The 23085-nt window shown below is 66.5% G+C and carries 20 protein-coding genes; 12 read left to right on the plus strand and 8 right to left on the minus strand.

Features of this window, described 5'->3' with window-relative positions; genetic code table 11:
• The first annotated feature begins 3 nt into the window (after nt 1–3).
• From IBX18_RS07055 to IBX18_RS07080, 6 genes are read left to right on the plus strand one after another with little or no spacing between them, the layout of a single operon-like run.
• A complete protein-coding gene (locus IBX18_RS07055) occupies nt 4–1548 on the plus strand; it encodes an NAD(P)/FAD-dependent oxidoreductase (protein ID WP_194832925.1) in 1545 nt (514 codons plus the stop codon).
• The gene (locus tag IBX18_RS07060) at nt 1545–2600 is read left to right on the plus strand and encodes an alpha/beta hydrolase (protein ID WP_194832926.1); all 1056 of its coding nucleotides are present in this window, start codon (nt 1545–1547) and stop codon (nt 2598–2600) included. The genes IBX18_RS07055 and IBX18_RS07060 overlap by 4 nt, the downstream gene beginning before the upstream one ends.
• A 28-nt stretch (nt 2601–2628) precedes the next feature.
• Complete coding sequence (locus IBX18_RS07065; RefSeq protein WP_194832927.1) at nt 2629–4182, plus strand: NAD(P)/FAD-dependent oxidoreductase; 1554 nt, start codon at nt 2629–2631, stop codon at nt 4180–4182.
• A gap of 27 nt (nt 4183–4209) precedes the next feature.
• On the plus strand, nt 4210–4839 hold the full coding sequence (locus IBX18_RS07070) for an SRPBCC family protein (RefSeq protein WP_194832928.1): 630 nt from the start codon (nt 4210–4212) through the stop codon (nt 4837–4839).
• On the plus strand, nt 4836–6452 hold the full coding sequence (locus IBX18_RS07075; protein WP_306796179.1) for an NAD(P)/FAD-dependent oxidoreductase: 1617 nt from the start codon (nt 4836–4838) through the stop codon (nt 6450–6452). The genes IBX18_RS07070 and IBX18_RS07075 overlap by 4 nt, the downstream gene beginning before the upstream one ends.
• Before the next feature lie 59 nt (nt 6453–6511).
• On the plus strand, nt 6512–7300 hold the full coding sequence (locus tag IBX18_RS07080) for a nucleotidyltransferase domain-containing protein (RefSeq protein WP_228540582.1): 789 nt from the start codon (nt 6512–6514) through the stop codon (nt 7298–7300).
• 19 nt (nt 7301–7319) lie between these two features.
• On the opposite strand, the gene IBX18_RS07085 is transcribed toward IBX18_RS07080, so the two are convergent.
• Complete coding sequence (locus IBX18_RS07085; RefSeq protein ID WP_194832930.1) at nt 7320–7916, minus strand: TetR/AcrR family transcriptional regulator; 597 nt, start codon at nt 7914–7916, stop codon at nt 7320–7322.
• A 144-nt stretch (nt 7917–8060) separates the two neighbouring features.
• On the opposite strand from IBX18_RS07085, the gene IBX18_RS07090 reads away from it, so the two are divergent.
• Both IBX18_RS07090 and IBX18_RS07095 read left to right on the plus strand, forming a co-directional pair.
• Nucleotides 8061–9635: a carboxylesterase/lipase family protein gene (locus IBX18_RS07090; RefSeq protein WP_194832931.1), complete on the plus strand. Its 1575-nt coding sequence runs from the start codon at nt 8061–8063 to the stop codon at nt 9633–9635.
• 48 nt (nt 9636–9683) lie between these two features.
• On the plus strand, nt 9684–10688 hold the full coding sequence (locus tag IBX18_RS07095; RefSeq protein ID WP_194832932.1) for an alpha/beta fold hydrolase: 1005 nt from the start codon (nt 9684–9686) through the stop codon (nt 10686–10688).
• 76 nt (nt 10689–10764) lie between these two features.
• Here IBX18_RS07095 and IBX18_RS07100 read toward each other — a convergent pair whose 3' ends face one another.
• The 4 genes from IBX18_RS07100 to IBX18_RS07115 all read right to left on the minus strand — a co-directional run bounded on the left by IBX18_RS07100 (nt 10765) and on the right by IBX18_RS07115 (nt 15862).
• The gene (locus IBX18_RS07100) at nt 10765–12096 is read right to left on the minus strand and encodes a UDP-glucose/GDP-mannose dehydrogenase family protein (RefSeq protein WP_255528032.1); all 1332 of its coding nucleotides are present in this window, start codon (nt 12094–12096) and stop codon (nt 10765–10767) included.
• 113 nt (nt 12097–12209) lie between these two features.
• Nucleotides 12210–13352 (minus strand): hypothetical protein, encoded by a 1143-nt coding sequence (locus tag IBX18_RS07105; protein ID WP_306796180.1) that lies wholly within the window; start codon nt 13350–13352, stop codon nt 12210–12212.
• Nucleotides 13353–13425: 73 nt separating this feature from the next.
• A complete protein-coding gene (locus IBX18_RS07110) occupies nt 13426–14445 on the minus strand; it encodes a Gfo/Idh/MocA family oxidoreductase (RefSeq protein ID WP_194832935.1) in 1020 nt (339 codons plus the stop codon).
• A gap of 1 nt (nt 14446) precedes the next feature.
• A complete protein-coding gene (locus IBX18_RS07115; protein WP_228540583.1) occupies nt 14447–15862 on the minus strand; it encodes an FAD-binding protein in 1416 nt (471 codons plus the stop codon).
• 336 nt (nt 15863–16198) lie between these two features.
• On the opposite strand from IBX18_RS07115, the gene IBX18_RS07120 reads away from it, so the two are divergent.
• The gene (locus tag IBX18_RS07120; RefSeq protein WP_194832936.1) at nt 16199–16372 is read left to right on the plus strand and encodes a hypothetical protein; all 174 of its coding nucleotides are present in this window, start codon (nt 16199–16201) and stop codon (nt 16370–16372) included.
• A gap of 201 nt (nt 16373–16573) precedes the next feature.
• On the plus strand, nt 16574–17590 hold the full coding sequence (locus IBX18_RS07125; RefSeq protein WP_228540584.1) for an RICIN domain-containing protein: 1017 nt from the start codon (nt 16574–16576) through the stop codon (nt 17588–17590).
• A gap of 46 nt (nt 17591–17636) precedes the next feature.
• Here IBX18_RS07125 and IBX18_RS07130 read toward each other — a convergent pair whose 3' ends face one another.
• Complete coding sequence (locus tag IBX18_RS07130; RefSeq protein ID WP_194832938.1) at nt 17637–19013, minus strand: AarF/ABC1/UbiB kinase family protein; 1377 nt, start codon at nt 19011–19013, stop codon at nt 17637–17639.
• Between the two features lie 106 nt (nt 19014–19119).
• Here IBX18_RS07130 and IBX18_RS07135 point away from each other — a divergent pair, with 106 nt between their 5' ends.
• Both IBX18_RS07135 and IBX18_RS07140 read left to right on the plus strand, forming a co-directional pair.
• Nucleotides 19120–19755 carry a TetR/AcrR family transcriptional regulator gene (locus IBX18_RS07135; RefSeq protein WP_194832939.1) on the plus strand — a complete coding sequence of 212 codons (636 nt, stop codon included), beginning with the start codon at nt 19120–19122 and terminating at the stop codon, nt 19753–19755.
• 256 nt (nt 19756–20011) lie between these two features.
• A complete protein-coding gene (locus IBX18_RS07140) occupies nt 20012–21220 on the plus strand; it encodes a CdaR family transcriptional regulator (RefSeq protein ID WP_194832940.1) in 1209 nt (402 codons plus the stop codon).
• Between the two features lie 40 nt (nt 21221–21260).
• Here the strand turns inward: IBX18_RS07140 and IBX18_RS07145 are convergent, their stop codons facing one another.
• Together IBX18_RS07145 and IBX18_RS07150 are read right to left on the minus strand one after the other, a co-directional pair.
• Complete coding sequence (locus tag IBX18_RS07145) at nt 21261–21950, minus strand: hypothetical protein (RefSeq protein WP_194832941.1); 690 nt, start codon at nt 21948–21950, stop codon at nt 21261–21263.
• Between the two features lie 96 nt (nt 21951–22046).
• Nucleotides 22047–23012, minus strand: a complete 966-nt coding sequence (locus tag IBX18_RS07150; protein ID WP_194832942.1) for an alpha/beta hydrolase — start codon at nt 23010–23012, stop codon at nt 22047–22049.
• Nucleotides 23013–23085: the final 73 nt, after the last annotated feature.

Here is a 23085-nt window from a genome sequence, read left to right on the forward strand (position 1 = left end):
GCCATGAACGACACAGCAGAGCCACAATACGAGGTCGCCGTGATCGGCGCGGGCCCGGGCGGTATCGCGGCCGGGGTGAAACTGCGGCACGCGGGCATCGACGACTTCATCGTGCTGGAGCGCTCCGACGAGGTCGGTGGCAGCTGGCACGAGAACCACTATCCCGGTCTGGGCGTGGACATTCCGGCGCTGGCCTACCAGTACTCCTTCGCCCGCAAGGCGAACTGGAGCCGGGTGTTTCCGCTGGGGCCGGAGGTCAAGCAGTACCACGTCGACGTCGCGAACCGCTTCGGCGTGCGCGAGCGGGTGCGCTTCGGCGCCGAGGTCGATCGGGAAGAGTGGGACGACGACTCGGGGTACTGGAAGCTGCGCCTGACCGACGGCTCGGTGGTGACGGCGCGCTTCGTGATCAGCGCGGTCGGCGCCTTCGTCCGCCCCAAGGACGAGGTCGGCATCCCAGGTACCCGATCGTTCAAGGGGAAAGTCTTGCGCCCCAGCGATTGGGATCACGACTACGACCTGTCCGGCAAGACGGTCGGCATCATCGGCACGGGTGCCAGTGCGGTGCAGATCATTCCGTCCATCGCGCCCGAGGTCGGGCAGCTGACCGTCTTCCAGCGCACGCCGGTCTGGTCGCTGCCCAAGCCGGACTTCCGGATTCCCGTTGCGCTGCAACGGGTTCTGGGTGTGCCCGGTATCCAGCCGATGCTGAACGGCGGCGCGCTGGTGGTGGTCGATCTGGCGTTGCGTGCCATCGTCGGCCTGCCCGGCGGCGTGGTGCATCCGGTGATGGACCGCTTCGACGCGGTGTGCCAGGCGCTGTATCGGCGCTACCTGGCGCGCGTGATCACCGACCCGACCACGCGAGAGGCGCTCACCCCGAACTTCGGGCTGGTGGCCAAGCGCCCGACCCTGTCGAACAGTTATCTGCGGGCCTACAACCGGGACAATGTCGCGCTGGTGACCACGCCGATCGAGAAGATCACGCCGACCGGGGTCCGCACCGACGACAAGGCGCTGCACCGGTTCGACGCGCTCATCCTGGCCACCGGCTACGAAGTGTTCTCCGACCCGGAGACCTACCGACCGGGAACAGTATTGGGCCGCAACGGTTTCGATCTGGCCAAGTTCTACAGCGAAGAAGGCTTGCAGGCGTACCAGAGCGTCTCGGTGCACGGTCTGCCGAACCGGTGGACGCTGGTCGGCCCGTATTCGTGGACCGGCTCGGGCTGGCACGCCTTCGTGGAGATGACCGCCGACCACGCGGTGCGGGCCATCGGCGAGGCGCGCCGTCGCGGTGCGGTGTGGTGTGAGGTGCGCAAGGAAGCGGCCGACGCCTATCATCGCGAGATCCACCGCAGGGGCGAGTCGCTGCGTTACTACCTGGCCGACCTCAACGGTCATGTCCCGACCTACTACCGGAACTCGCAGGGCGACAGCACCTATGTCCGGCCCTCGGGGTTCTTCGAGGCGCGCCGGGGTAGCCGTCGTTTCCCGCTCGATGACTACCACTATCAGGTTCCCGCACTGGCGGGAGCGTCGGCATGACCGCCGCACCGCTCGCCCTGCCCACGACCCGCGACGGCGTGCACGTCGAGTTCGCCAGCAAGGCCAGTCTGCGGCTGCGCCTGGCGCACGCGCTGCTGCGTGGCACGCTGCGGCCCGCCGTCGACCTCCTCTGCGTTCTCGCTGAGTCGGCTGCGCTGCGCGGCAGCCGGGCGTTCCGGATAGCCAATGTGGCCGACCTGCTGGCGATCCCGTTGCGACCTGCCCGTGGCACCAGGCGCCGGGCCGTCCTGTTCCCGGACTTCCGCGCCGAATGGCTCTGGCACCGCGACCATCTCGGTCCCGACGACACCGCGCAGGGTGCGGCGATCCTGTACTTCCACGGTGGCGGGTTCCTGGCCGGAGGCCTGCACAGCCATCGCAGGCTGGCCGCTCGGATCGCCCGCTCGGCCGGTGTCGCGCTGCTGAACGTGGACTACCGGCAGCTGCCGAAGGGGCATATCACCGACACCGTCGACGACGCGATCACCGCCTATCGTCATCTGCTGAACAGCGGGTTCGCCGCCGAACGCATTGTCTTCGCCGGTGATTCGGCAGGTGGCGGTATCGCCTTCGCCGCCGCGCTCGCCACCCGGGCCATGGCGCTGCCCATGCCCGGGGCCATCGCGGCGATCGCGCCGTGGGCCGATCTCGACCCCGGCATTCGGCGGGAGCACCCGAACGATCGGCGCGACGCGATGCTGTCGGCGCGGGCCCTCGCGGTGCCCGCCTTGATCGGCTTCGCCCGCGAGGGCGTGCTCGATCCGGCTTGGTCGCCGGTGAACCATGACTTCGCCGGTCTGCCACCGACCTTGATCCAGGTGAGCAATCTCGAAGTGCTGCTGCCGGATTCGGAGGCGCTCGCCCGCCGTTGCGCCCAAGCCGGTGTGCCGCACACCTTGCAGATCTGGGACAACGCCATCCATGTCTTCCACGCGGGCGCGGACCTGCTGCCGGACGCGCGCGCGGCCATCGCCGAGATCGGTGCGTTCCTGCGCCGCGTGCTCGACGCGTCGGCCGCGAGCCCGGCCACCGACCAGACCACCGCGGCATGACCGGCCGCACGACCACGGGTAGGTTTCCATGAGCTCCACCAGCATTCCTGAGCACGACGTGCTCGTGATCGGCGCGGGATTCGGCGGTATCGGCACCGGGGTGGCGTTGCGCCGCGCGGGTGTCGAGAACTTCCTGATCATCGACAAGTGGCATCGGGTCGGCGGTACCTGGAACGCCAACACCTATCCCGGTGTGGCCGTCGATGTTCCGTCACCGATCTACAACTTTTCTTTCCAGCAGCGCTCGCGCTGGTCCCGATTCTTCGCCCCCGGCAACGAGATCCAGCGTTATGCCGAGGAAGTGGTGGACCGGCAGGGTTTGCGCGGCAAGCTCCGGCTCGGGTGTGGCGCGGTCGAGGCACGGTTCGACGAAATCGCCGACCTGTGGCGGGTGCGCACCACCGACGGCGATGAGATCACGGCTCGTTTCCTGGTGAGCGCGGTCGGCGCGCTCGAACAGCCGAAACCGCCGGCGATTCCGGGTATAGCCGACTACGCGGGCACCCTCATGCACACCGCGCGCTGGGACCACTCCTACGATTATCGCGGCAAACGCGTCGCGGTGATCGGCACCGGAGCCACTGCCCTGCAAGTGATTCCGCAGTTGGCCGCGCAGGCCGAGCAGCTGACCGTGTTTCAGCGCACCGCCATCTGGGTGGCACCCAAACCGGACTTCCCGCTGGGCAGACTGAGCCACCGGGTGCTCGACCTGCCGCCCGCCCAGCAGGCCGTCCGGCTGATCGGGAATGTCGCCGTCAACGCCTTCCTCGGTGTCGGGCTCGCGCTGTCCGACTATCCGCGCCTCACCTCCGCGGTGCTCGGCGCCGGCGAAGTGGCGTTGAAGGCCTATCTGTTCACCCAGGTCCGCGATCGCACGCTGCGGCGCGCGCTCACGCCCACCTATCGGCTCGGCTGCAAGCGACCGTCGATCTCCAACAACTACTTCAAGACCTATACCGAGCCGCACGTCGATTTGGTCACCACGGCGATCGAGCGGTTCACCGAGCGCGGCGTCGTCACCGAGGACGCGGTGCATCGCGAGTTCGATCTGGTGGTGACGGCCACCGGATTCCAGGTGATGGACCGGGGCGCGACACCGCCGTATCCCGTATATGGCTGCACCGAAACCGAATTGGGCGAGTTCTGGGACACGAACAGGTATCAGGCCTATGAGGGCGTGTCCGTGCCCGGGTTCCCCAATATGTTCCACATCTTCGGGCCCTACGGTTACGCACCGGGTTCGGTGATCCCGCTCATCGAAGCCACTGCGGCGCACAGCGCACGGGTCATCGGTGAGGCGTTGCGCAGGGGCGCCACCCGCGCGGAGATCCGCCGGGAACCGCACGACGAGTACTTCACCCGAATGTATGCCCGCAACAAGAACACCTACCTGTTCAAGCAGGGCTGCGCGGAGTCACGCACCTACTACATCAACTACCAGGGCGACGGTCCGGCTTTCCGGGCCACCACACAGCTCGGAATGTACTGGAGCAACCGGCATTTCCCGCTGGACCACTACCGGTACACGACTACCCGGCCGGTCGACGCGGACGCCGCGCCCCGGCACGCCGTCGCCCGCTGAGCACTCTTCCCCGAATCGGAGACGACCTTGAGTATCACCTCGTTCTTACACAAGCAGTATCCCGCGGTACAGCCCGTCGACGATTCCGTCTTCGACACCGCCGCATTGGTTTTCACCGTCGAAGGTGTCTTCGACGCGCCGCGATGGGCAGTGTGGACCGCCCTGGACGACGAGCACGCGTGGCGGTGGCTGCCGATCCCGCGCACCGGCGTGCGCTACGACTCGCCGGCTCGCGGTGTGGGCGTGGTCCGCGAGATGGGTTCGGTCTTCGCGCCGCTGCGTGTGCTGTGGGTGGAACGCGAGCGATTCTGGCGTTATGAACCGAACAGCCGCATCACTTTCGGCGTGGTGAGCGCCACCTGGCTGCAATATCTGCTCGTCCGCCAGTACGCCGAGAACATGACCTTCGACGACGTCGGTGCCGAGCAGACCAAGGTGGCATGGACAGTCGCGGTCACCCCGCGCCTGCCGCTGCGCTTCGCGACCTGGTTCCCGCCGCTCTGGCGGGCGGCTTATCGAATCGCCGGACTGGGTCCGCTCTTTCGCCGTCGCGTCGCCGAAGTAGTGCGCACCGGCCAGCCGCCGCGCGACATCGCCACCAACGGCCGGACTGCGGCTCAACCGAGTGCTCAGCGTGCCGAGGAAGGTGCCCAGTGACCGAAACGAACGGTATCGCCGCGGAATTCGTGGACACAGTGCAGGCGCCCCAGTATGAGGTCGTCGCGATCGGCGCGGGCATCGGCGGCATCTGTGCCGGCGTGAAGCTCCAGGAGATCGGGATCGACAACTTCCTGATCGTGGACCGGATCGGCGGGCTCGGTGGCACCTGGTACAGCCACAGCTACCCCGACGCGGGCTGCGACATCCCCAGTACAACTTATCAATTCTCCTTCGCACGTAAACCGGACTGGGACCGATTCTTCGCCAAACGCGACCAGATCTTGCAGTATCTCCAGGAGGTCGCCGCCGAGCACGACCTGCCGCGCCGAATGCGCTTCCACACCACCATCGTTCGCGAAGAATGGGACGACGACCACGCGCTGTGGCGGCTGCACACCGATACCGGCGAGGTGATCACCGCCCGGTTCGTGATCAGTGCGGTGGGCGCCTACATCAACCCGAAGACCGAGCCGAACATCCCCGGATTGGCCGCTTACACCGGGGTTTCCATGCACCCGGCCGACTGGAACCACGACTTCGACTTCACCGGCAAGCGGGTGGCCATCATCGGCGTCGGCGCCAGCACCATGCAGATCGCGCCGAAGCTGGCCGCGCAGGTCGACCGGCTCGACATCTATCAGCGCACGCCGCAGGTGTACCTGCCGAAGCCGGATTTCGTCCTGCGCCCCTGGATGCAACGGCTGCTCGCTTTGCCCGGCGGTTCCGCCGCCGTCAACGGGATAGCCCAAACGGTCATCGACTCGCTGTTGCGCATCGCGGTCTTCACGCCCGCGCCGCTGTGGAAATTGGGCGCCCGCCTGGTCGACGCCGTCGGACGCGCAGCGTACGCGGGGTGGCTGCGAATCAAGGTGCAGGACAAGGAGATCCGGCGCGTGTTGCGACCGGGCTTCGGCATCGCGTGCATCCGTGGCGGTGCGGGCGGCGACTATCTGCCGACGCTCAACCGCGACAATGTCGAGCTGATCACCGCGGGCATCGCCGAGATCCAGCCGAACGGCATCCGCAGCGCGGACGGCGTCGAGCGGGAGATCGACGCGCTGGTGCTGGCCACCGGCTACGAGGTGTTCTCCGACCCCGAGAGCTACAAACCCGGAACCGTCATCGGCCGAGACGGATTCGACCTGGGCGTCTTCTACAACACCGAGGAACTGAAGGCCTACTACAGCACCTCCGTCGCCGGCGTCCCGAACCGCTTCATCATGATCGGCCCCTACTCCTGGACCGGCACCGCGTTCCACTACTTCGTGGAGAACGCCATGCGCCACATCGCCACCGTCATCGACGAGACCCGGCGGCGCGGCGCCACCACGGTGGAGGTGCGGCCCGAAGCGCAGGAGCGGTTCCATCAGGAGATGCTGCGTAGCGGCCGGAATCTGTCGTACTACTTGGAAACTCGCTGCGAGGGGTCGAACAGCTACTTCGTCAACTCCCAAGGCAAGTCGCCGTATATCCGTCCGTGGTCGTTGCTGAAGACCTACCGCAAGGCGGTCCGTTTCGACCGTGACGACTACAGCTACCGCCATGCCGTCCGCTACGACGACCCGATCGACACCTCGCCGGTCGAACTGGCCGACGCCGAACTCGGGTAGCCCGGCCGCGCCCCTCCGCCCAACGGCTGGGCGGAGGGGCGCTGATGGATACTGGCCGCATGGCTCTCGTCGATCCACACGCGGTGCCCGCCGAGGTGCGTCAGTACCTCGCAGAGCTCGTGCAGCGGGCGCACAAGACCTGCGGGCCGCAGCTGCGCAGCGCCATCGCGGTCGGATCGATCGCGCTGGCGGATTACCGCCACGGGCGCAGCGACATCGACGTGATCCTGGTGGTCGAACCGTCGCTGCCCGCATCCGCGATACGCGAACTGGCCGAAGTGCTCGCGCACCCTGCCCTGCCATGTCCTGCGGCCGGGCTCGAATTGGTCGTCTACGACGCCACTTTCGCCGCCCAGCCCTCCGCCGCGGCGGGGTACCTGCTGGATCTCAATACCGGTCCGCAGCTGTCGAATCGCGCCGGCTTCGATCCGACGCAGTCACCGGCGTTCTGGTATGTCATCGATCGGTCGATCGCCTATCAGTCGGGCTGTCTCCTGTACGGCAGCCCGGTGCGGCAGGTGCTCGCGCCACCCGCACCGCATGACCTTTTCGCCGCGCTGCTCGCCTCGGTCCGCGAGCACGCCACGGGGGAGGGACACCTGAGCGACAACCAGGTACTCAACGGCTGCCGCTCGGTGGCGTTCCACCGCACCGGCCGGTGGCTCGCCAAAAGCGAAGCCGCGCAGCTGATCATGGCATCCGAGGCGGACTTCCGGGCCCTCATCGACGCTGCCTTGCGCAGCTTCCAGCGCCCCCGCACAGCAGCGCTGACGCTACCCACCGCCGACGTGCAGACGTTCCTGGCATGGGTGCGCGGGCAGGTCGAAAAAGCCGCGATCGACCGATGATTCAGCCGGGTACCTACGGCTAGGTCGACCGCGGAACGCCCACACCGCCGAGGAAAGTGCGAATCGCGTTGTCCGCGACCGCATGTGAGGGCGCGGTACCGCGCTGGGCGGCTTCGGCGGCGAGGAAGATGTGCGCGTTGTAGACCCCGTCGATCCACTCCGTCGGTAACTCGGGGTCGAGCGTGCCCTCGGCCTGCGCGGCGGCGATGAGCGTCCGCACGCTCGCATCGCTCGCATCGCCCCAGTGCGGGTTGCCCGCGAAGCGGCGGGGGTCGGCGAAGAGGAAGACCACGCGGTCGCTGACTTCGACGAGGGACCGCAACAGATAGATCAGATGGTCGAGCGGGGCGCGGGTCCCGTTGTTGGCCGCGGTGGCCACGGCATCGACCACTTGCAACGAATCGATGAGGACGGCATCGACGAGATCTTGCCGCTCCGGGAAGTAGCGGTGCAGGGTGCTGCGGCTGACGTCGGCGCGGTCGGCGATGTCGGTGAGCGATGCGGAGAAGTCGCGCGTCCACGCCGCGAGCGCGGCGGTCATGATGGCGGTCCGGGTGCGGCTCCGGGGGCCGCTCGACGGGGTGGGCGTCGCGTCGACGTGTCCGCGGCTGACCATGGCCGAACATTAGCACCCCCAAGGAATCGATGGGACGACTGCGGTTGTTAATGAGACAGGCATGTCCTATTTTGGAGTTTGCCTGTACTGGACAGGCGTCAGACCGCCGGCCGAGATCAGCCGGACATCAGGAAAGGCCGTCCGATGAAGCCACGTCTCGCTGCCGGAAGTTGCGCGCTCGCCGCGGCGCTGATCGCAGTCCTTTTCAGCGCGTGTGCGCAGGACCGAGCCGACCCGGCGGTGGTGCACACGACAGGTGGCGCTGTTCGCGGCACGGTGTACCCCGATCATCGTGTCTTCCAGGGGATTCCGTTCGCGCAGCCACCCGTCGGCGAACTGCGTTGGCAGCCACCGCGACCCGCACCGGCCTGGACGGGCGAGCGGGACGCGACCACACCCGGCTCGTTGTGCATGCAGAATCCGGCCGATCCGTCCGAGGGCCCGCAATCCGAGGACTGCCTCTACCTCAACGTCACCACACCGGCAGCGAAAGCCACTCGTCCGCGACCGGTGATGGTGTGGCTGTACGGCGGCGGTTTCTATCAGGGCAACGCGGCCGAGTACGGCGCGGCCCGGCTGGCGACCCAGGGTGACGTGGTCGTGGTGACCGCCAACTATCGCCTAGGCATCTTCGGCTTCCTGCGCCTACCCGGTATGTCCGGCGGCGGCACGTTCGGACTCCAGGACCAGCAATTGGCCCTGCGCTGGGCCGTGGCCAACGCGGCGGCATTCGCCGGCGATCCCGGCAATATCACCCTGTTCGGCGAGTCGGCTGGCGCGATGAGCACCTGCGCGCAACTCACTTCGCCCGCCGCGACCGGTCTGTTCCACAAGGCCATCATGCAGAGCGGAACCTGCATGTCGGAGTGGCCACCCTACGCCGCCGACGGCACCGGCAGCACCGCGTTCGATACTCCGGCATACGCCGAACAACAGGGTCGCGCAGTGTCCGAGAGCCTCGGCTGCCCGCCGGACGGTAGCGACCTCACCTGCCTCCGGCGTGCCCCGGCCGACCGATTGCTGGCGGGCCAGCCACTGTTCGGCCCCAGCTACGGCAACGCGCTGCTACCCGATCACCCGGCAATCGCGTTGCGCGAGGGCCGATTCGCGCGCATGCCGATCATCCTGGGCAACAACCGCGACGAGGCACGCGTGTCGATCGTCGGTACGGTGCCGTCACCGTTGACCGCGGCCGAATACCGGCGAGTGCTCGACGCCGACTTCGGCACCCACGCCGACGCCGTGGCCGCCGCCTACCCCGCTCAGCCCGGCGATAACGCGAAGACGCTGGCCCAGCTCAACACCGATCGCACCTGGGCGTACCCGACCAGGAACGCCCGCGACGCCCTGGCCCGGTCGGCGACCGTCTTCGCCTACGAGTTCGCCGACCCGGCGCCGCCGCAGTTCACCGACCTGCCCGCCGCACCGTTTCCTTACGGCGCGTACCACGGCTCCGAATTGGCCTACCTGTTCGACCTGCCCGGTCTGGCGCGCGGCCTCGATGACGCGCAACGCGAGCTCGCCGATGCGATGATCGACTACTGGTCGGCGTTCGCGCACGACGGTGTGCCCGCTGTCCCGAACCGGCCCGCGTGGGCACCGGTCGCGGGGGAGCGGCCGTTCGTCCAGTCGCTGGCCCCCGGGCCGGGCGGGATCGGACCCACCGACTTCGACGCCGGACACCACATCGACTTCTGGATTCGCCTCGGGCACCGGTGACGCAATCAGGTGCTCCGAACTGCCACGGCCCCCCAGGGAAGGTGCTCGATGAATGACGAAAAAGACCTCGCGCCCAACACAACTCGGTCGCGTTGGAGTAAGCGGCGACTGCTGACGATCACCGCGGGGGTGGTCACGCTCGGCCTGGTGGCCTGGCTCGCGGTCCGTGACACCTCCCCGGTCGGGCACTTCACCTCCGCGGCGGGTCACGACCGATTCTTCGACGCTTACACCCGCGCGATGCGCGAGCTGCCCGCACCGAACGCGACGCTCGATCTGCGGACCGACTACGGCGTGGTCCGGGTGTATCGCTTCGACGGCGCCGACCCGGCCGCGCCCCCACTGGTTTTGCTGCCCGGACGCGCCGCCGCGACACCGATGTCGGCGGACAACCTGCCGACGCTGACCAAACTGCGCACCGTCTACGCCATCGACCTGCTCGGTGAGCCCGGCGCGAGTATCCAGACCCGCCCGATCGAGCACGACGACGACCAAGCGCGCTGGCTGCACCAGGCGCTCCGGCAGTTGCCCGAGAAACAGCTGTACCTGCTCGGCGTCTCGATCGGTGGCTGGACGGCCACCAATCTCGCCATCCGGCAACCGGACAAGATCGCGGGCGTCATCCTGCTCGATCCGGCGATGACGTTCGCGGGCATGCCGTTTCGCACGATCATCCGGTCGATACCGGCCTCCGTGCGCTGGCTGCCGAAGAGCTGGCGCGACGACTTCAACAGCTGGACCGCGGGCGGCGCGCCGGTCGAGGATGTCCCCGTCGCGGACATGATCGAAGCCGGCATGCAGACGTATGCGCTGCACCTGCCCGCGCCGACGGAATTCTCCGATGATCAGCTGAAGAGCCTGAAGATGCCCATCCTGGTCGTGCTGGCGGGCCGGTCGGTGATGCACGACAGCGCGGCGGCGGCTCGGCGGGCCGAGTCCGTGCTCGCCGACGCCACCGTGCGGGTCTATCCGGACGCCTCACACGCGATCAATGGCGAGTATCCCGACGAGATCGCCTCCGACACAGCTGGATTCCTCGAGAGAGTGCGCTGAGAGGATCGCAATAGCGCGAAAAGGCCCGGAACCAGGGCGGTTCCGGGCCTTTCGCGTCATCCCGCGAGATCCTCTGTCAGCCTGCGAGATCCAGATCGGACAGCTTCGGACTCCCTCTACCGACACGTTCGCAGGACAGTCCCGCGAGGTGCAGGACCAGCGGGTCCAGGTGATTGCGGGCGTCGATCACCGAGCGGCCGACGAGCAAGCCCGCCATCCGCTTCCAGTCCAGGTCGCGGAACTCCGGCCATTCGGTGAGCACCATGATCGCGGCCGAACCGTGTGCCGCGTGGTACGCGGTCTCCATGACCCGCACGCCATCGGTGCTGCCCGGCACCGCTTTCCGGACGCTGGGGTCGTAAGCGCGTAAGTCCGCGCCCTCGGCGACCAGCCGCTCCGCGATCGCCAACGCCGGCGAGTCGCGCAGATCGTCGGTGCCCGCCTTGAACGTCAAGCCAAGCATGCCGATTCGGACCCCCGCCAATCGGCCGCCGACCGCATGGCGAACTTTGTCCACCACCAGCTCGTGCTGCCGGGTATTGGTGTCGATGGCGGCCCGCAGCAGCGGGAATTCGCAACCGACGGTCTGCGCCGATCGCAACAGCGCCACCGTGTCCTTGGGCAGGCAGGACCCGCCCCACCCCGGGCCGGGCCGCAGGAATTCCTTGCCGATCCGCTGGTCGTACCCCATGCCCATGGTCACGTCGCTGATGTCCGCGCCGAGATACTCGCACAACTCGGCGATGGCGTTCACATAGGACAGGCGAGTGGCCAGATAGCAGTTGGCCGCGTATTTGATCATCTCCGCGCTCGCCGAACCGGTCAGCAGAACTGGCGCGTCGAGCCGCCGGTACAGTGCGGCAACACGTTCGGCGGAGTCCGGATCGTCCGAGCCGACCACGATCCGATCGGGATTCAGGAAGTCGTAGATCGCGGAACCTTCCCGCAGGAACTCCGGGTTGGACACGACCGTGACATCCTCGCGGCCGATCAGATCGTTGATCCGCACCGCGGTACCCACCGGCACGGTCGACTTGTTCACCACGACACAACCGGGCAGCAGCTGGTGCCGCAACTCCGCCACGACGGACTCGAGCGTGCTCAGATTCGCTGCTCCATCGCGCCCCATCGGTGTCGGGACGCACAGGATGACGAACTCCGCCTCGGCGACCGCCGCGCTGGCGCCGAGCACGAAATTCAGTCGCCCGGCGGCCAATCCGTCCACGACGAGCTCGCACATGCCCGGTTCCGCGATGGTGGATTCACCGCCGGATAATGTCTTCACCTTCGCCGGATCGACATCCGCGCAGATCACTCGGTGGCCCAGCGAAGCCAGGCACACCGCCGTCGTCAGTCCGACGTAGCCGGCGCCGACCACGGCGACAGTTGTATTGAACACAGCATTCATCTCCTTGTACTTCTCACCTCCCAGCACCGAGCAGTGAACGAGTGACACGCGGGGCCTACGGGCAGAGAAAATCTCACGAACTAAGGGGTAAAGCGGAATACGGACGGCCGGGCTCAGAGCGGAATGGCTCGAATGCCCTTGAACGGAGCCTCTTTTCCGAGATAGTCGACGGTTTCGAACAGACCGACCGCGTCCATCGGGAATCGGGCACCGGCCTCGGCGGCGAAGATGCACGGCTGGATCGTCTTGCGTTCCGAGGCGCCGGAACCACCGCTCTTGCGAATGTGCTTGTGCGTGTGGATCAGGATGGGCATGAACCCGCCGCCGAGGAACGAGCCGTTCTGCAGGATCGCACCGCCGACGCAGTCGATCACCAAACCCTTGCCGAGAATGGAATCGCGACCCTGGTAGTAGTAGGACGGTGTCGCGAGGGTGCCGTGTTCGACGTGGAAGACACCGGCCGAGAGGCCGATGATCGAGCGGCCGCTGATCCGCAGGACGGACTTGTAGAAGTCCACCAGGATCGGTCGCACCTTCGCGTCGGGCAGCTTGAACTCCGGGCACAGCAGGACGATTCGCATCAGTTCCGCGAGCGTGATCCCGGCGCCATCCGGACCGGGAAACTCCTGGTCCCAGGGCACCAGGTAGTCCGACGGGGCGATCATGGTCGTGCCGGCATCCTCGACGATGAGACGTTCCGCGTCCGTCGTCGCGGCCGGCACCTGGGTGTGCCCGAGGACCCGCCCGGCGAGCAGGTACCGGCTCTCCAGTGTCTTCGCCTTGCTCGCGGTGATCAACAGGTCGATCCGCGCCTCGGCGGTGTCCGGAATGGTGAACAGGTGATCGATGCCGTCGGTCGGCACATTGATCTTCGCCTCGAGACTGCGTGACGGCAGCGGTGCGTAGGAGTCCACGACCTCCTGGAATGCGCCGGCGAACTTACCGAGCCCGAGCCGAACCAGTTCCTCAGCGGCGTGCGCTCGATAGTCGTAGGGGATGGACATCGAGGTCGACAGCACGACGCCGGCCAGCAGGGCCCGGTGCCGATCGTCGTCCAGCGACTCCGCGGCCAGTTCCAGCGACAGATACGCCGACCGTTCACCGGGCCGGTGCACCCAGCTCACGGTGTAGGGGTGCTCGAATCGGCAAGCCTGCGCGAACAAGTCGTATGCGGACTCCTCGGCCTTGATTTCGGTCGCGATCCGCGTGCGGGCCGACTCCACATCCGTGACTTCGGGCAGCATGTCGGGGGCCACGCGCAAGAGTGTCGAAACTTCCTCGAAGGTTTGCATGGTTGATCTCTTTCGATCGTGCGAATTATCGCTTTTTCTAAACTTTGCTGAATTGACCGCCGAGGTCTGCCATGAACTGATGCTCCGGCAGCCGCAGCGGGGGAGTGGATACCGCAGTGCGGCACAATAGATCCAACTGGATGAGCAGCGCCTCCTTGAAATGGTTTCCGGAGACCGTGAACCGATGCTGCGACGCGGCATCGCGGATATGGACGGCGTGTTCGTTCTTGTAGTCGACCGCCACGCCGTAATGCGGTTCGAATACCAGGGTCACGTGCCTGCCGGAGGCGAACTCCACGTCCGCGAAGCGGTAGCGCAGCTCGTCGCCGTAGGGGATCAGGGCACGATGAATGTGGTCCTTCGCGATATCTCCGGAGAAGGCGAAACCGGCCAGGTCCGCGAACCCGATCACGCCTTTGGACGAGGCGTAGATCTCGACTTCGGGCAAGCCCGGTATCGACGTGCATACCCGCATCTCGGGTGTCACCGATATCGGCACCGTGCGCAGGTAGGTCTGATATTGGTCGACCGGCAGGACCGAACGAAGAATGCTCAGCATGTGGAAGAACTCGTAACCGGGCTCGCCGTACTGCGTATCGACGAACCTGCCGTTCGCGACGTCGCGCTCCCGATTCTTGGTGAACTCGATCGTGATCTTCCTGATCTGATCCGATGCGCGGAACTGCCGCACCGACTCCGTGAAGCGCCGCACGGCCGCGCTGTAGGCGTAGACGTCGTTGACGACGATTCGCGCGCGCGGATACCGCCGGACCAGGCGCGTCAGATCGGCGAATTCGGTCGGATAGCACGCGGGCTTCTCGAGCAGAATGCGTGCGTCCCGTTGGTAACTCAGCACCTCGCCGAGCACCGGGAGATGCGTGGCGGTCGGCGTGGCGACGACCCAGGCCGCCACCTCCGCCGGGTCGGGTACCAGCGCCAATCGGTCGAAGTCCGCCGCGGCCTTCTGGTCGACGGTGCTGACCTGGTGACCCGCCTGCGCGAAGTACGCGGCGTGCCGTGCGCCGATCATCCCGGCGCCGATGACAACGATGCGCATGTCAGATCGCCCTGGTGCGAAGGGCGTATTCGGCGGCGTGCGTTCCGGCCGCGCGGCCGAGCACCGCACCGGCCATCAGTCCGGTGCCCGCTGGATAGCCTTGGTCGTACAGTCCGCCGACAATGACGCCGGCCGCATACAGTCCGTCGATCGGCTCGCCACCGCCGCGCACCTCGGCGTTTTCCGTCACCGAGAGCCCGCCATAGGTGAAGGTCAATCCGGAGACCACCGGAACGAAAAGGAACGGCGGCGCGTCGAGATGGGTGACCGCTTGCGGGTCACTGTTCAGGCGTTTCACCTCGTCGAGCAGCTGGCCGGCCTCGATGCCGAGTTGCCGGGCGCCGTCCTCGAGCGTCGGGGTGATGATGGACGCGGGATCGCTGAAATAGCTGTCCGGCAGCAGCCCGGCATTGATGACCTTGCTGTCGAATATTTGATAGGCGATCTTGCCCGGCTGGTCCATGATCTTCTGCCCGAGCGTGACGTAGGCCAGATTGCTGTATTCGGCGCACTCGTCGAAGAATCGGCGTCCGGATCGGTTGACGACGATGCCGTGCGGAAAGGCGTAGCGCGTCAGTTCATGCGACCTCGACATCTGCCCTGGCAGCAGGTAACTCGGCAGCCCGATGCCTTGCGGCGTCGTGTGACATTTCCGCCAGTTGCCCGCGGTATCCGCGCCGACCGCGATGGCCGCCGCCAGCGGAAGTCCGTCGTTGAACGGCACGCCGCGCAGTTTCACCTCGCGCCACGGATCACCGAGGTGGTGTCCGCGCATCTGCGCGTTTCCCTCGAATCCGCCGGAGGCGAGGATCAGCGCATCGCAGACGACGGGAAACGCCGGGCCGGAACCGTGCAGGCGGTACTTCCCGCCGACCGGCTCGATGCCGGTCACCGGACTGTCGTAGCGGACGACACCGCCGAGGCGTTCGTACTGCTCGAAGTTGCGTTCTTGCAGGCCCTGTCCGCCGCCGTCGAAAACCACGGGTACGTCGCCGGGCAGCGGATTCTTCCTCGGTACCCACCGCTGGCCGAGGCCGTGCAGCCAGGTAATGGCGTTGTTGGCGCGATGAATAATGGACTCGATCAGCGCGGCGTCGACTTGGCTGCCGGAGACGCGGAGCCAGTCGTCGAGATAGTCGTCCTCGGTGTATTCGCGCCGCCCGGCCAGCAGGTCATCCACGCGGTGGTCGTCCGGCTCGCCGAGCAGGGTGGCGATGTAGGAGCGGTCGTGCCAAGGAAAACGCACGCTCTTCGTCAAAGCGCTGTTTCCGCCGCGCAGTTCTTTCGGTGCCGACTCGAGTACGGCGACAGAATGCACGCCGGCCTGCAACGCCGCTATTCCCGCACAGAGACCCGCATTACCTGCCCCGACAACAACGACCTGCCATTCATGTGGCATACTTTTTTGGGCATTCATTCAGGACCCTCCTTTAGGTGAATTCCCCTGGGGCAGTAGGTGGCATCGCCGAATAGCCCGTAAGCGCCGTGACGACGCACGTCTTCTGCTCGAGTGGGGATGGGTTGTCGCTCGCAAACCGCAATGTGCGCGGGCGGGCCCATCGTGGGTGAACCGATGACCGGGGTGGATATCGCTGGTCCAGCGGGCGCGGTTCCGTCGGGGGTTCGAGATCCCTCCGACATCCGAACTCCGGCGGGGCGGATGGCAGCGGTGTTTGGTCGTTTCAGTCTTGCGGCGGCTCAGCGGCCCGACAAGCGTTCGCGCTGTTCAGGCCATGTTCGGGACAAATCGGACATGTTCGTGAACGTGCTCGAACGCCCGCAGGCCGCCTCGACTCGCCCCGGCTACCAGCACCGACGCGCGGTTCCGGCAGCCGCGGTTCCGGCGGTGCGCGCCCCCTGTCCGAATTCGGGCGTGAACGAACGTCCGGCCCGGCTCGGGCCGCTCGTGCTCGCAAAGTATGTGTGAAATACGGTGCCGGACAACGCTATGTGGTCAGCCCCGAATGGGGGGTCTTGGAAACACAAGTGGTGCAGTGAATTCGAGCAACAGCAAGTACCTGCTACTAGGCACTTCAGCGCAATCCGTTGCGCACCAATCGGTTCGGGACGTTAAAGACGGGTGAAGTTGGGTATACCGATTCGAAAAACTTCTGCCATGCTGGAGGCTATGGAGCGTGAGGAGGGGGAACCCGCCCTATCGTCGACCTGCCTACCCGAGCCGGAAGGGGTCGGTTCTCCCACGGAGTTCATCACCGCACTGCGGCTGTTGAAGGCATGGTCCGGGTTGGCTTACCGGCAACTGGAAGGCAAGGCCGCGGCGTCCGGCGATGTGCTTCCGTCCAGCACGATCGCGACCACGCTGGGGCGCGACACCTTGCCCCGGGAACGATTCGTCATCGCGTTCACCCACGCGTGTGGACTCGACGACGACCAGGTGAAGAAGTGGCTCGATGCCCGCAGGCGGATCGCGGTACGAGACCAGTCGCAGCAGGTCAGGGCCGCCGCCGAGAGTGTTCCCGTCGACGAGCCGGAGGCGGTCGCCGAGACATCGGAAGGCCCGCCGGGACGCCGTTTTTCGCGCTGGTGGCAGTTCGTCAACCTCGTGGTGGCCGCGGTACTCGGCGTCGCGGTCACCCTCAGTGTGCAGGACCTCGTGTTGCACTCCCGCGACGACACGGTGCCCACGGCGAGTCAGCCGGTGGCGGGCTTGGCGCTCGCCGATGTGGGGAGTTGGGTACGCATCCAACCGGCCCGCACACCGGAACTGTGCCTGGCCGAGGGGCGCGATCGCACCCAGCGCTATCCCACCGCCATCGCGGCGCAGCGCCCCTGCTCGCAATCGTCGCCGCGCGTCTACCTCGACCCGATCGACGAGGGCGTGGTGCAAATCCAGTGGCACCACTCGAGATACGGCATCGGCTGCCTCACCGTCCTGGTCGAGGGGCCCGGCGACAATTTGCTGGAGCCGCGGGACGACTGCGCCGACGACAACCCCGCCCAGCAGTTCCGGATAGAGGCGACGGGCCCGACGACCGCGGCACGCTTCCGCATCCGCACCACCGCCACCAACCACTGCCTGGCGCTGCGCGACCAGGATACCGTCGACGGCGCGGAGATCGTGCAGGGCAGATGTTCCGGAGCCCGAGACCAGGAATTCCTGATCAACCTGATCCCGCCCGCGTAGGCGAGCGGTTGCGTAGTCGGACTGAAATCCGGCCCCGCGCAGCGGATTACGGCTGCGCACCGGCGCGCCAGCGCGCCGTCTCCCGCCCGATCTCGGTGACCGGCGGCTCGTCGTAGAGCCACTCCCTGGCGATCCGGTGCCAGTTGTTGGTGATCTCCAATTGGCCGAGCGCGGCGAAGGTGAACAGGTCGGACCGGCGCGAGAACACATGCTCCGGGGGTAGTCGCTGCTGTCGCATACCGCGGAATTCCGCGGCCCTGGGGTCGACGGCGAGAATCAAAGCGCCGGTGGCGAGTTCGGGCGTGATGGTGATCTCCTCGTCGAGGAGATGCCAGCCGGCCGCCGCCCACACGTATTCGAGGCATTCCTGTGCGGTGACACCGGATTGGGGGTCGACGATGCCGCGCTGGACCCACATGTCGTACAGATCGTCGCCGCGGTACTCGCCCGCGGCTCGCAGGCACGCCCGCTCCAGCTCGACATGCACCGGGTCCATGCTGTGGTAGAGCCCGAAATCCACGAAACCGAGCTTGCCGTCCGCCGCGAGCAGGACATTGCCGGGATGCGGATCACCGCAGAACTCGAAGTCCGTGAAGAGTGAACTGATGTAGAAGCGATAGATCAGCTCGCCGATCCGATTGCGTTCCGCGTTCGGCAGCGCCCTGATCCGTTGGTACGGTTCGCCTTCCAGAAACTCCGTCACCAAAACATGTGGCCCGCAATATTCTTCGATGCTGTCCGGTACCGTGACGAACGGATGGCCCCGATACCGCCCGGCGACCCGGTGCTGGGTCCGCGCTTCGCGCACATAGTCGAGCTCGCTGCCGATGTTGCGCGCGATCTCGTCGAGCACGTCGGTGTCGGCCGCGCTCGGCAGCATGGACTTCCACAGCCTGCTGAACGTGGCCAGATTGCGCATGTCCGCCTCGACGGCGTCGTCCACGCCCGGATATTTGACCTTGACCGCGACCGCACGCCCGTCGTGCAGCCGGGCCCGATACACCTGACCGATCGACGCCGCGGCGATCGGCGTCTCGTCGAAGTCGGCGAACACGCGCGCCATCGGCCCGAGATCGCCCTCGATCACCGTCCGCATAGCGGGGAACGCCACGGTCGGTGCTTGGTCGCGCAGCTCGGCGAGCTTGACCCGGAACATCTCCCGATGCGCTTCCGGCAGCAGGTCCACGTCGAGCACCGACAGCATCTGGCCCAGCTTCATCGCCGCGCCCTTCAGTCCGCCCAGCACGGTGACCAGCTGTTGCGCCGCTTGCAAAGTCGACCGTTCGGCGAGCACCTGCCGCGCCTGTTCGGTGCGGCCGATCATCGACAACCGCGTGCCCATCCCGCGCAGCGCCTGGCCCGCCGCCAATCGGCCGAGCTTGCTTCCGCGCGCGAGACGACTCTTCGGCACCCGATCGCCCACTGTCGTACCTCCATCGGCCCACCGGCCGCTCGTCGCGGTGGCATCACTCTCGCACATTCGACGCCCGGACTAAACTGAGCAAAGCTCATTTCGTAAGGAGTACGCCATGCCGCCGAAAGCTGTGGGTCAGCGCCGCCGTCCCACGCAGGAACGGGCCAAGGCGACCCGCGAGCACATCCTCGACACTGCCGCGCAGCTGTTCGGCGAGCGCGGCATCGCCAATACCTCGACCAACAAGATCGCGGCGGCGGCCGGGGTCAGCATCGGCACGGTCTACCGGTATTTCGCCGACCGCTCGGTCATGGTCGAAGAACTGCTGCGTCGCCTGCTGGAGAACATCGAACAACGGTTCTCCCAGCGGGTATTCGGCCTCGGCGAGAAGCCGAGCGTCGAGGTGATCACCGGGATCCTGGAGGTCATCGCCGACGAGCTGGTGGAGAACGCCCAGCTGGTGCGGGCGCTGGTCGCGGGCGTGCAGTTCTACAGCAGCGGGATCCCGGAATTCGAACCACGGCTGCGGCTGCTGGTGAAGGTGATGGTGATCCAAATGCTCGGTCCGGGCGACGATCACGAGTACGACGTGATGACCTTCGTCATCATCAACACCGGCTTCGCGGCGGTGCTGCGGGCGACGGCGCTGGAGGTGGACAGCGCGGCGCGGGCGGAGGCGCTGCAGATGACGGCGCGGATGATCGGGGCGTGGGTCGACGTGGAGACCCGAGCGGTACACGGCAAAAAGTGAGCACCTCGCTATCTACTGTCGAGCTCGCCGCGCCACAGGCCTGCTACTGATTCGGTATTTCGCCTGGTGAGCGGATCGGAATGCCTTCGGCGACGAGCGTTGAAAGAGGAGTAGAAGGTGAGCGGGAGCTCGGTTTACCGTTGCTTCCACACAGCAAGAGTCCGATAACAGCGAAGTTCTCGGCCGTGGCAGACGCTCAGTTGCTTGCGGCCGGCCCCCCAGTCGCTGCGGTTCACGGCAGAGAAGGAGGCCACCGGTGACGATCGAAAGTCTCGACCGACCCGAGCTCGGTGTGCTCGAGCGACAGATTTCCTCGACGGCGCGCGATCTCGATGAACTGACCCGCGCCGTGCTCGACCACGTCGCGGCGTCCGGGCCGTTGCCCGCGGCCGCGCTGCACGGCGAGGTCAAGGTCGTGGTCCGGATCTGCCTCGGCTGGCTGATCCACCGGTTGAACGGACACCCGGTGCGCGCCGCGACCGACGGGCTCGAAGCCGCGGCGGCAGGCTGTGCCCGGGCCGGTGTTCCCGTCGATACGGTGCTGCACGCCGTCAACGTGGGCTGCAAGATGGGGCTCGACCTGATCGCGCGGTCCGGTCCGGCGGACATGCTCGGCGTCGTCACCGGCATGGGCCGGGTCGTCGACCTGTCCAAGCTGGTGACCGCCACGGTGTGCAAAGCCTATGTGCGCGAACACAAAGCCGACGCGGCCGAACATCACACGGCCACCCACAACTTGACGTCGGTGTTGCTCGGCGGTCAGCCGATGCCGCCGGAAATGCGGTTCGCCGCAGAGTATTTCGTGCTCGCCATCGCGCTGCCCGCGCACCCCGACGAAAGCCGTCCCGGCCTCGATCGTCAGGTCGTCGCCCGGCGTAAATTGCGCCGTCTGCAATCGGCGCTCGCGACGCTGCTCGGCGGCGAGGCACTGTCGCTGCTGTCCGTCGACGGGGGAACGGTGCTCGTGCCGACAACCGCGCGGACCGACGCCGAACTCGATGACCTGGTACCGGCTTTGGCCGAGGCGGCGTGCGTGCCGATCACCGCCACCGTGGTCACCGCCCGCCCCGACGAGGTGTCCACCGCGGCGCGCCAAGCCCACGAACTCCTCGATACGGCGCAACGGATGGGCCTGGAGCCCGGAGTGCACCGATTCGCCGAATTGGCGCTGCAACACCAACTCAGCCGCCCCGGTGCCGCCCGTGACCTGCTCGGCGACCACCTCGCCCCATTGGACGACCACCCCGAACTACGCGAGACCCTGCAGATCTACATCGACACCGATCTGAGCAGGCTGCGGTCGGCCGAACGCCTCGGCATCCACCCGAACACCGTCGACTACCGCCTCCGCCGCATCGGCGAACTCACCGGTTTCGACCCCGCCCGAGCCAGCGGAGTGTGGTACCTGCGTTCGGCATTGGTTGCCCGGATGGGCGCGTCGCACGGTCGGCGGCGTTCGCCATAGCTCGGCCGCGCCGATGTGCCGCCAGGCGAACCGAATTCGTTCACGGCTGGGTCAGACCGAGCATGAGTCGCTTCAGGTAAGCGTGTGCGATGAGAGTGCAATAGTGCTGCCCTTTGAAGGCTTCCGGGATGCCGGGAGTAGTGAACGGCACATAGAGCGATTTGGATCCTAGGTGTAATGTTCCTGCGGAATCCAGTGTGGCGGCGGGAAATTCGGCCAGCCAATCGGGGCCGTTGACTGCCTGGGTGTCGGAGTCGATCAGAATGGTGTTCGGTCGGTGCACCAGGGCGTCACGTTCTGGAGGAGTGAGCATTCTCGCTGTCTCGGCAACGGTCTGGCGGTTCGCCTCAGCGCAGGTACCCTCCGGTCCCGCGAGATCGGCACCGTAGACGGCGGTGAGGTGATCGGCGGACTTCCCTTTGCACCGCACTTGTTTCGGCTGCGTCGCCGCCGCGTCCTCGTAGCTGGTGTAGCGGGCCACGGTCAGTGGTCGAACCAGGGGTTTGGCGGCGGCGAAAGAGGCGAGGTCTGAATACACAGTCTTTTCCAGAGATCCGCCCGCACGTCGAAACGCGACCACATTCAGGTTCGCCGTCTGCGACTGCGTCCGAATACACAAGTCGCCGAACATCGTCGGGTCGGGGGGAGCCGCGTCGGCGGTAACGGGGCTCAGTAGGCCGATCATGCCGACGGTGAGGAGCAATACCAGGCGGCGGGTGGACAAGAACATCGTGGGCTCCGATTCTCGAGGATTCTTCGAGCACGTGGTGCCGGACTCGGTCTGGGGGCCAACGGGTTACGTCGACCCCCGGTCGAGTTGTGTGGGCTATTGCAGGGTTTGGATAGTTCCGGCGGAACGCTGGGCTTCGTAGTAGGTGCCGCCGGGGTAGTAGTCGGCGGTTGTCGCGCCGGTGACGAAGTCGCCCGCCCATGCCGTGGCAAGCGTTTGCAGGGCCGAGACGTTCTTCGTCTGCGGTGTGCCGCAGGCGGTTTTGTCCGGTCCGGGTGCGCTGGACGCCTCCACATCGATATGCGATCCGGTGGTGAGCCGGACCCCCAGGAAAGGCCGGGAGATCTGCCCGAGCAGTTCCTTGGTGCCGGTGCCGTCGCGGTTGCAGCTGTACGGGGGAGCGGAGATGGCCAGGATCGGTAACGCGGTGTTGCTCAGATGATTGAGCGAACTGCTGAGGTTGTTGCCGACGAAACTCTTCGCGGGGTCGAACAGGATGAGCCCACGGACGGCGGCGAATGCGGCCGCATAATCCGACCGCAGCACCTGGGCGACATACGGTACGGCCTCGCCGGCGGCGGAATGCCCGGCGAACACCATGGCCTTCGGCAGCGCCAGATCGGGCCGCCCCGCCTTCTGCTTCGCGTCGGCGAAGCTGCGGCCGAGTTTGTCGCCCGGGTCGGCGGCCTTGCCGAACAGATCGGCCACGTTGTGCAGGAAATTGGTGTTGTTGCCGAGGTTTTCCACAGTGCAGCCGAAGGCGTTGGCGGTGGGCAGGGTCGGGGCGAATACCAGAAAGCCCTGCGCGGCAAACTTTCTCGCGGTCTCGTCGACCGCGTCGTTGGAACTGGCGAAGCCGTGCTGCAACCACAGCAGCGCCTTGGGGGTGCCTGCGGGGAAGAACCAGTCGCTGCTCCGGCGCAGCATGGTGAACGCGCAACGGACTTCGACGGTGTTCTCCACCTTGGTCGCCGTCGATTGGGCGTGTGTGGCGGGAATGGTGAATGCGGTGGCGGCGGCGATCAGGCCGATGGCGACCAGCAGACGTTGGATGATGACCAACGTGACTCCTGTGTTTCACTGTGAGAAACGGTGTTTCGTATCTCGGAAGATAAATTTGGGGCCGCGAACCCCA

Source organism: Nocardia sp. XZ_19_369, assembly GCF_015355715.1.
Taxonomy (GTDB): domain Bacteria; phylum Actinomycetota; class Actinomycetes; order Mycobacteriales; family Mycobacteriaceae; genus Nocardia.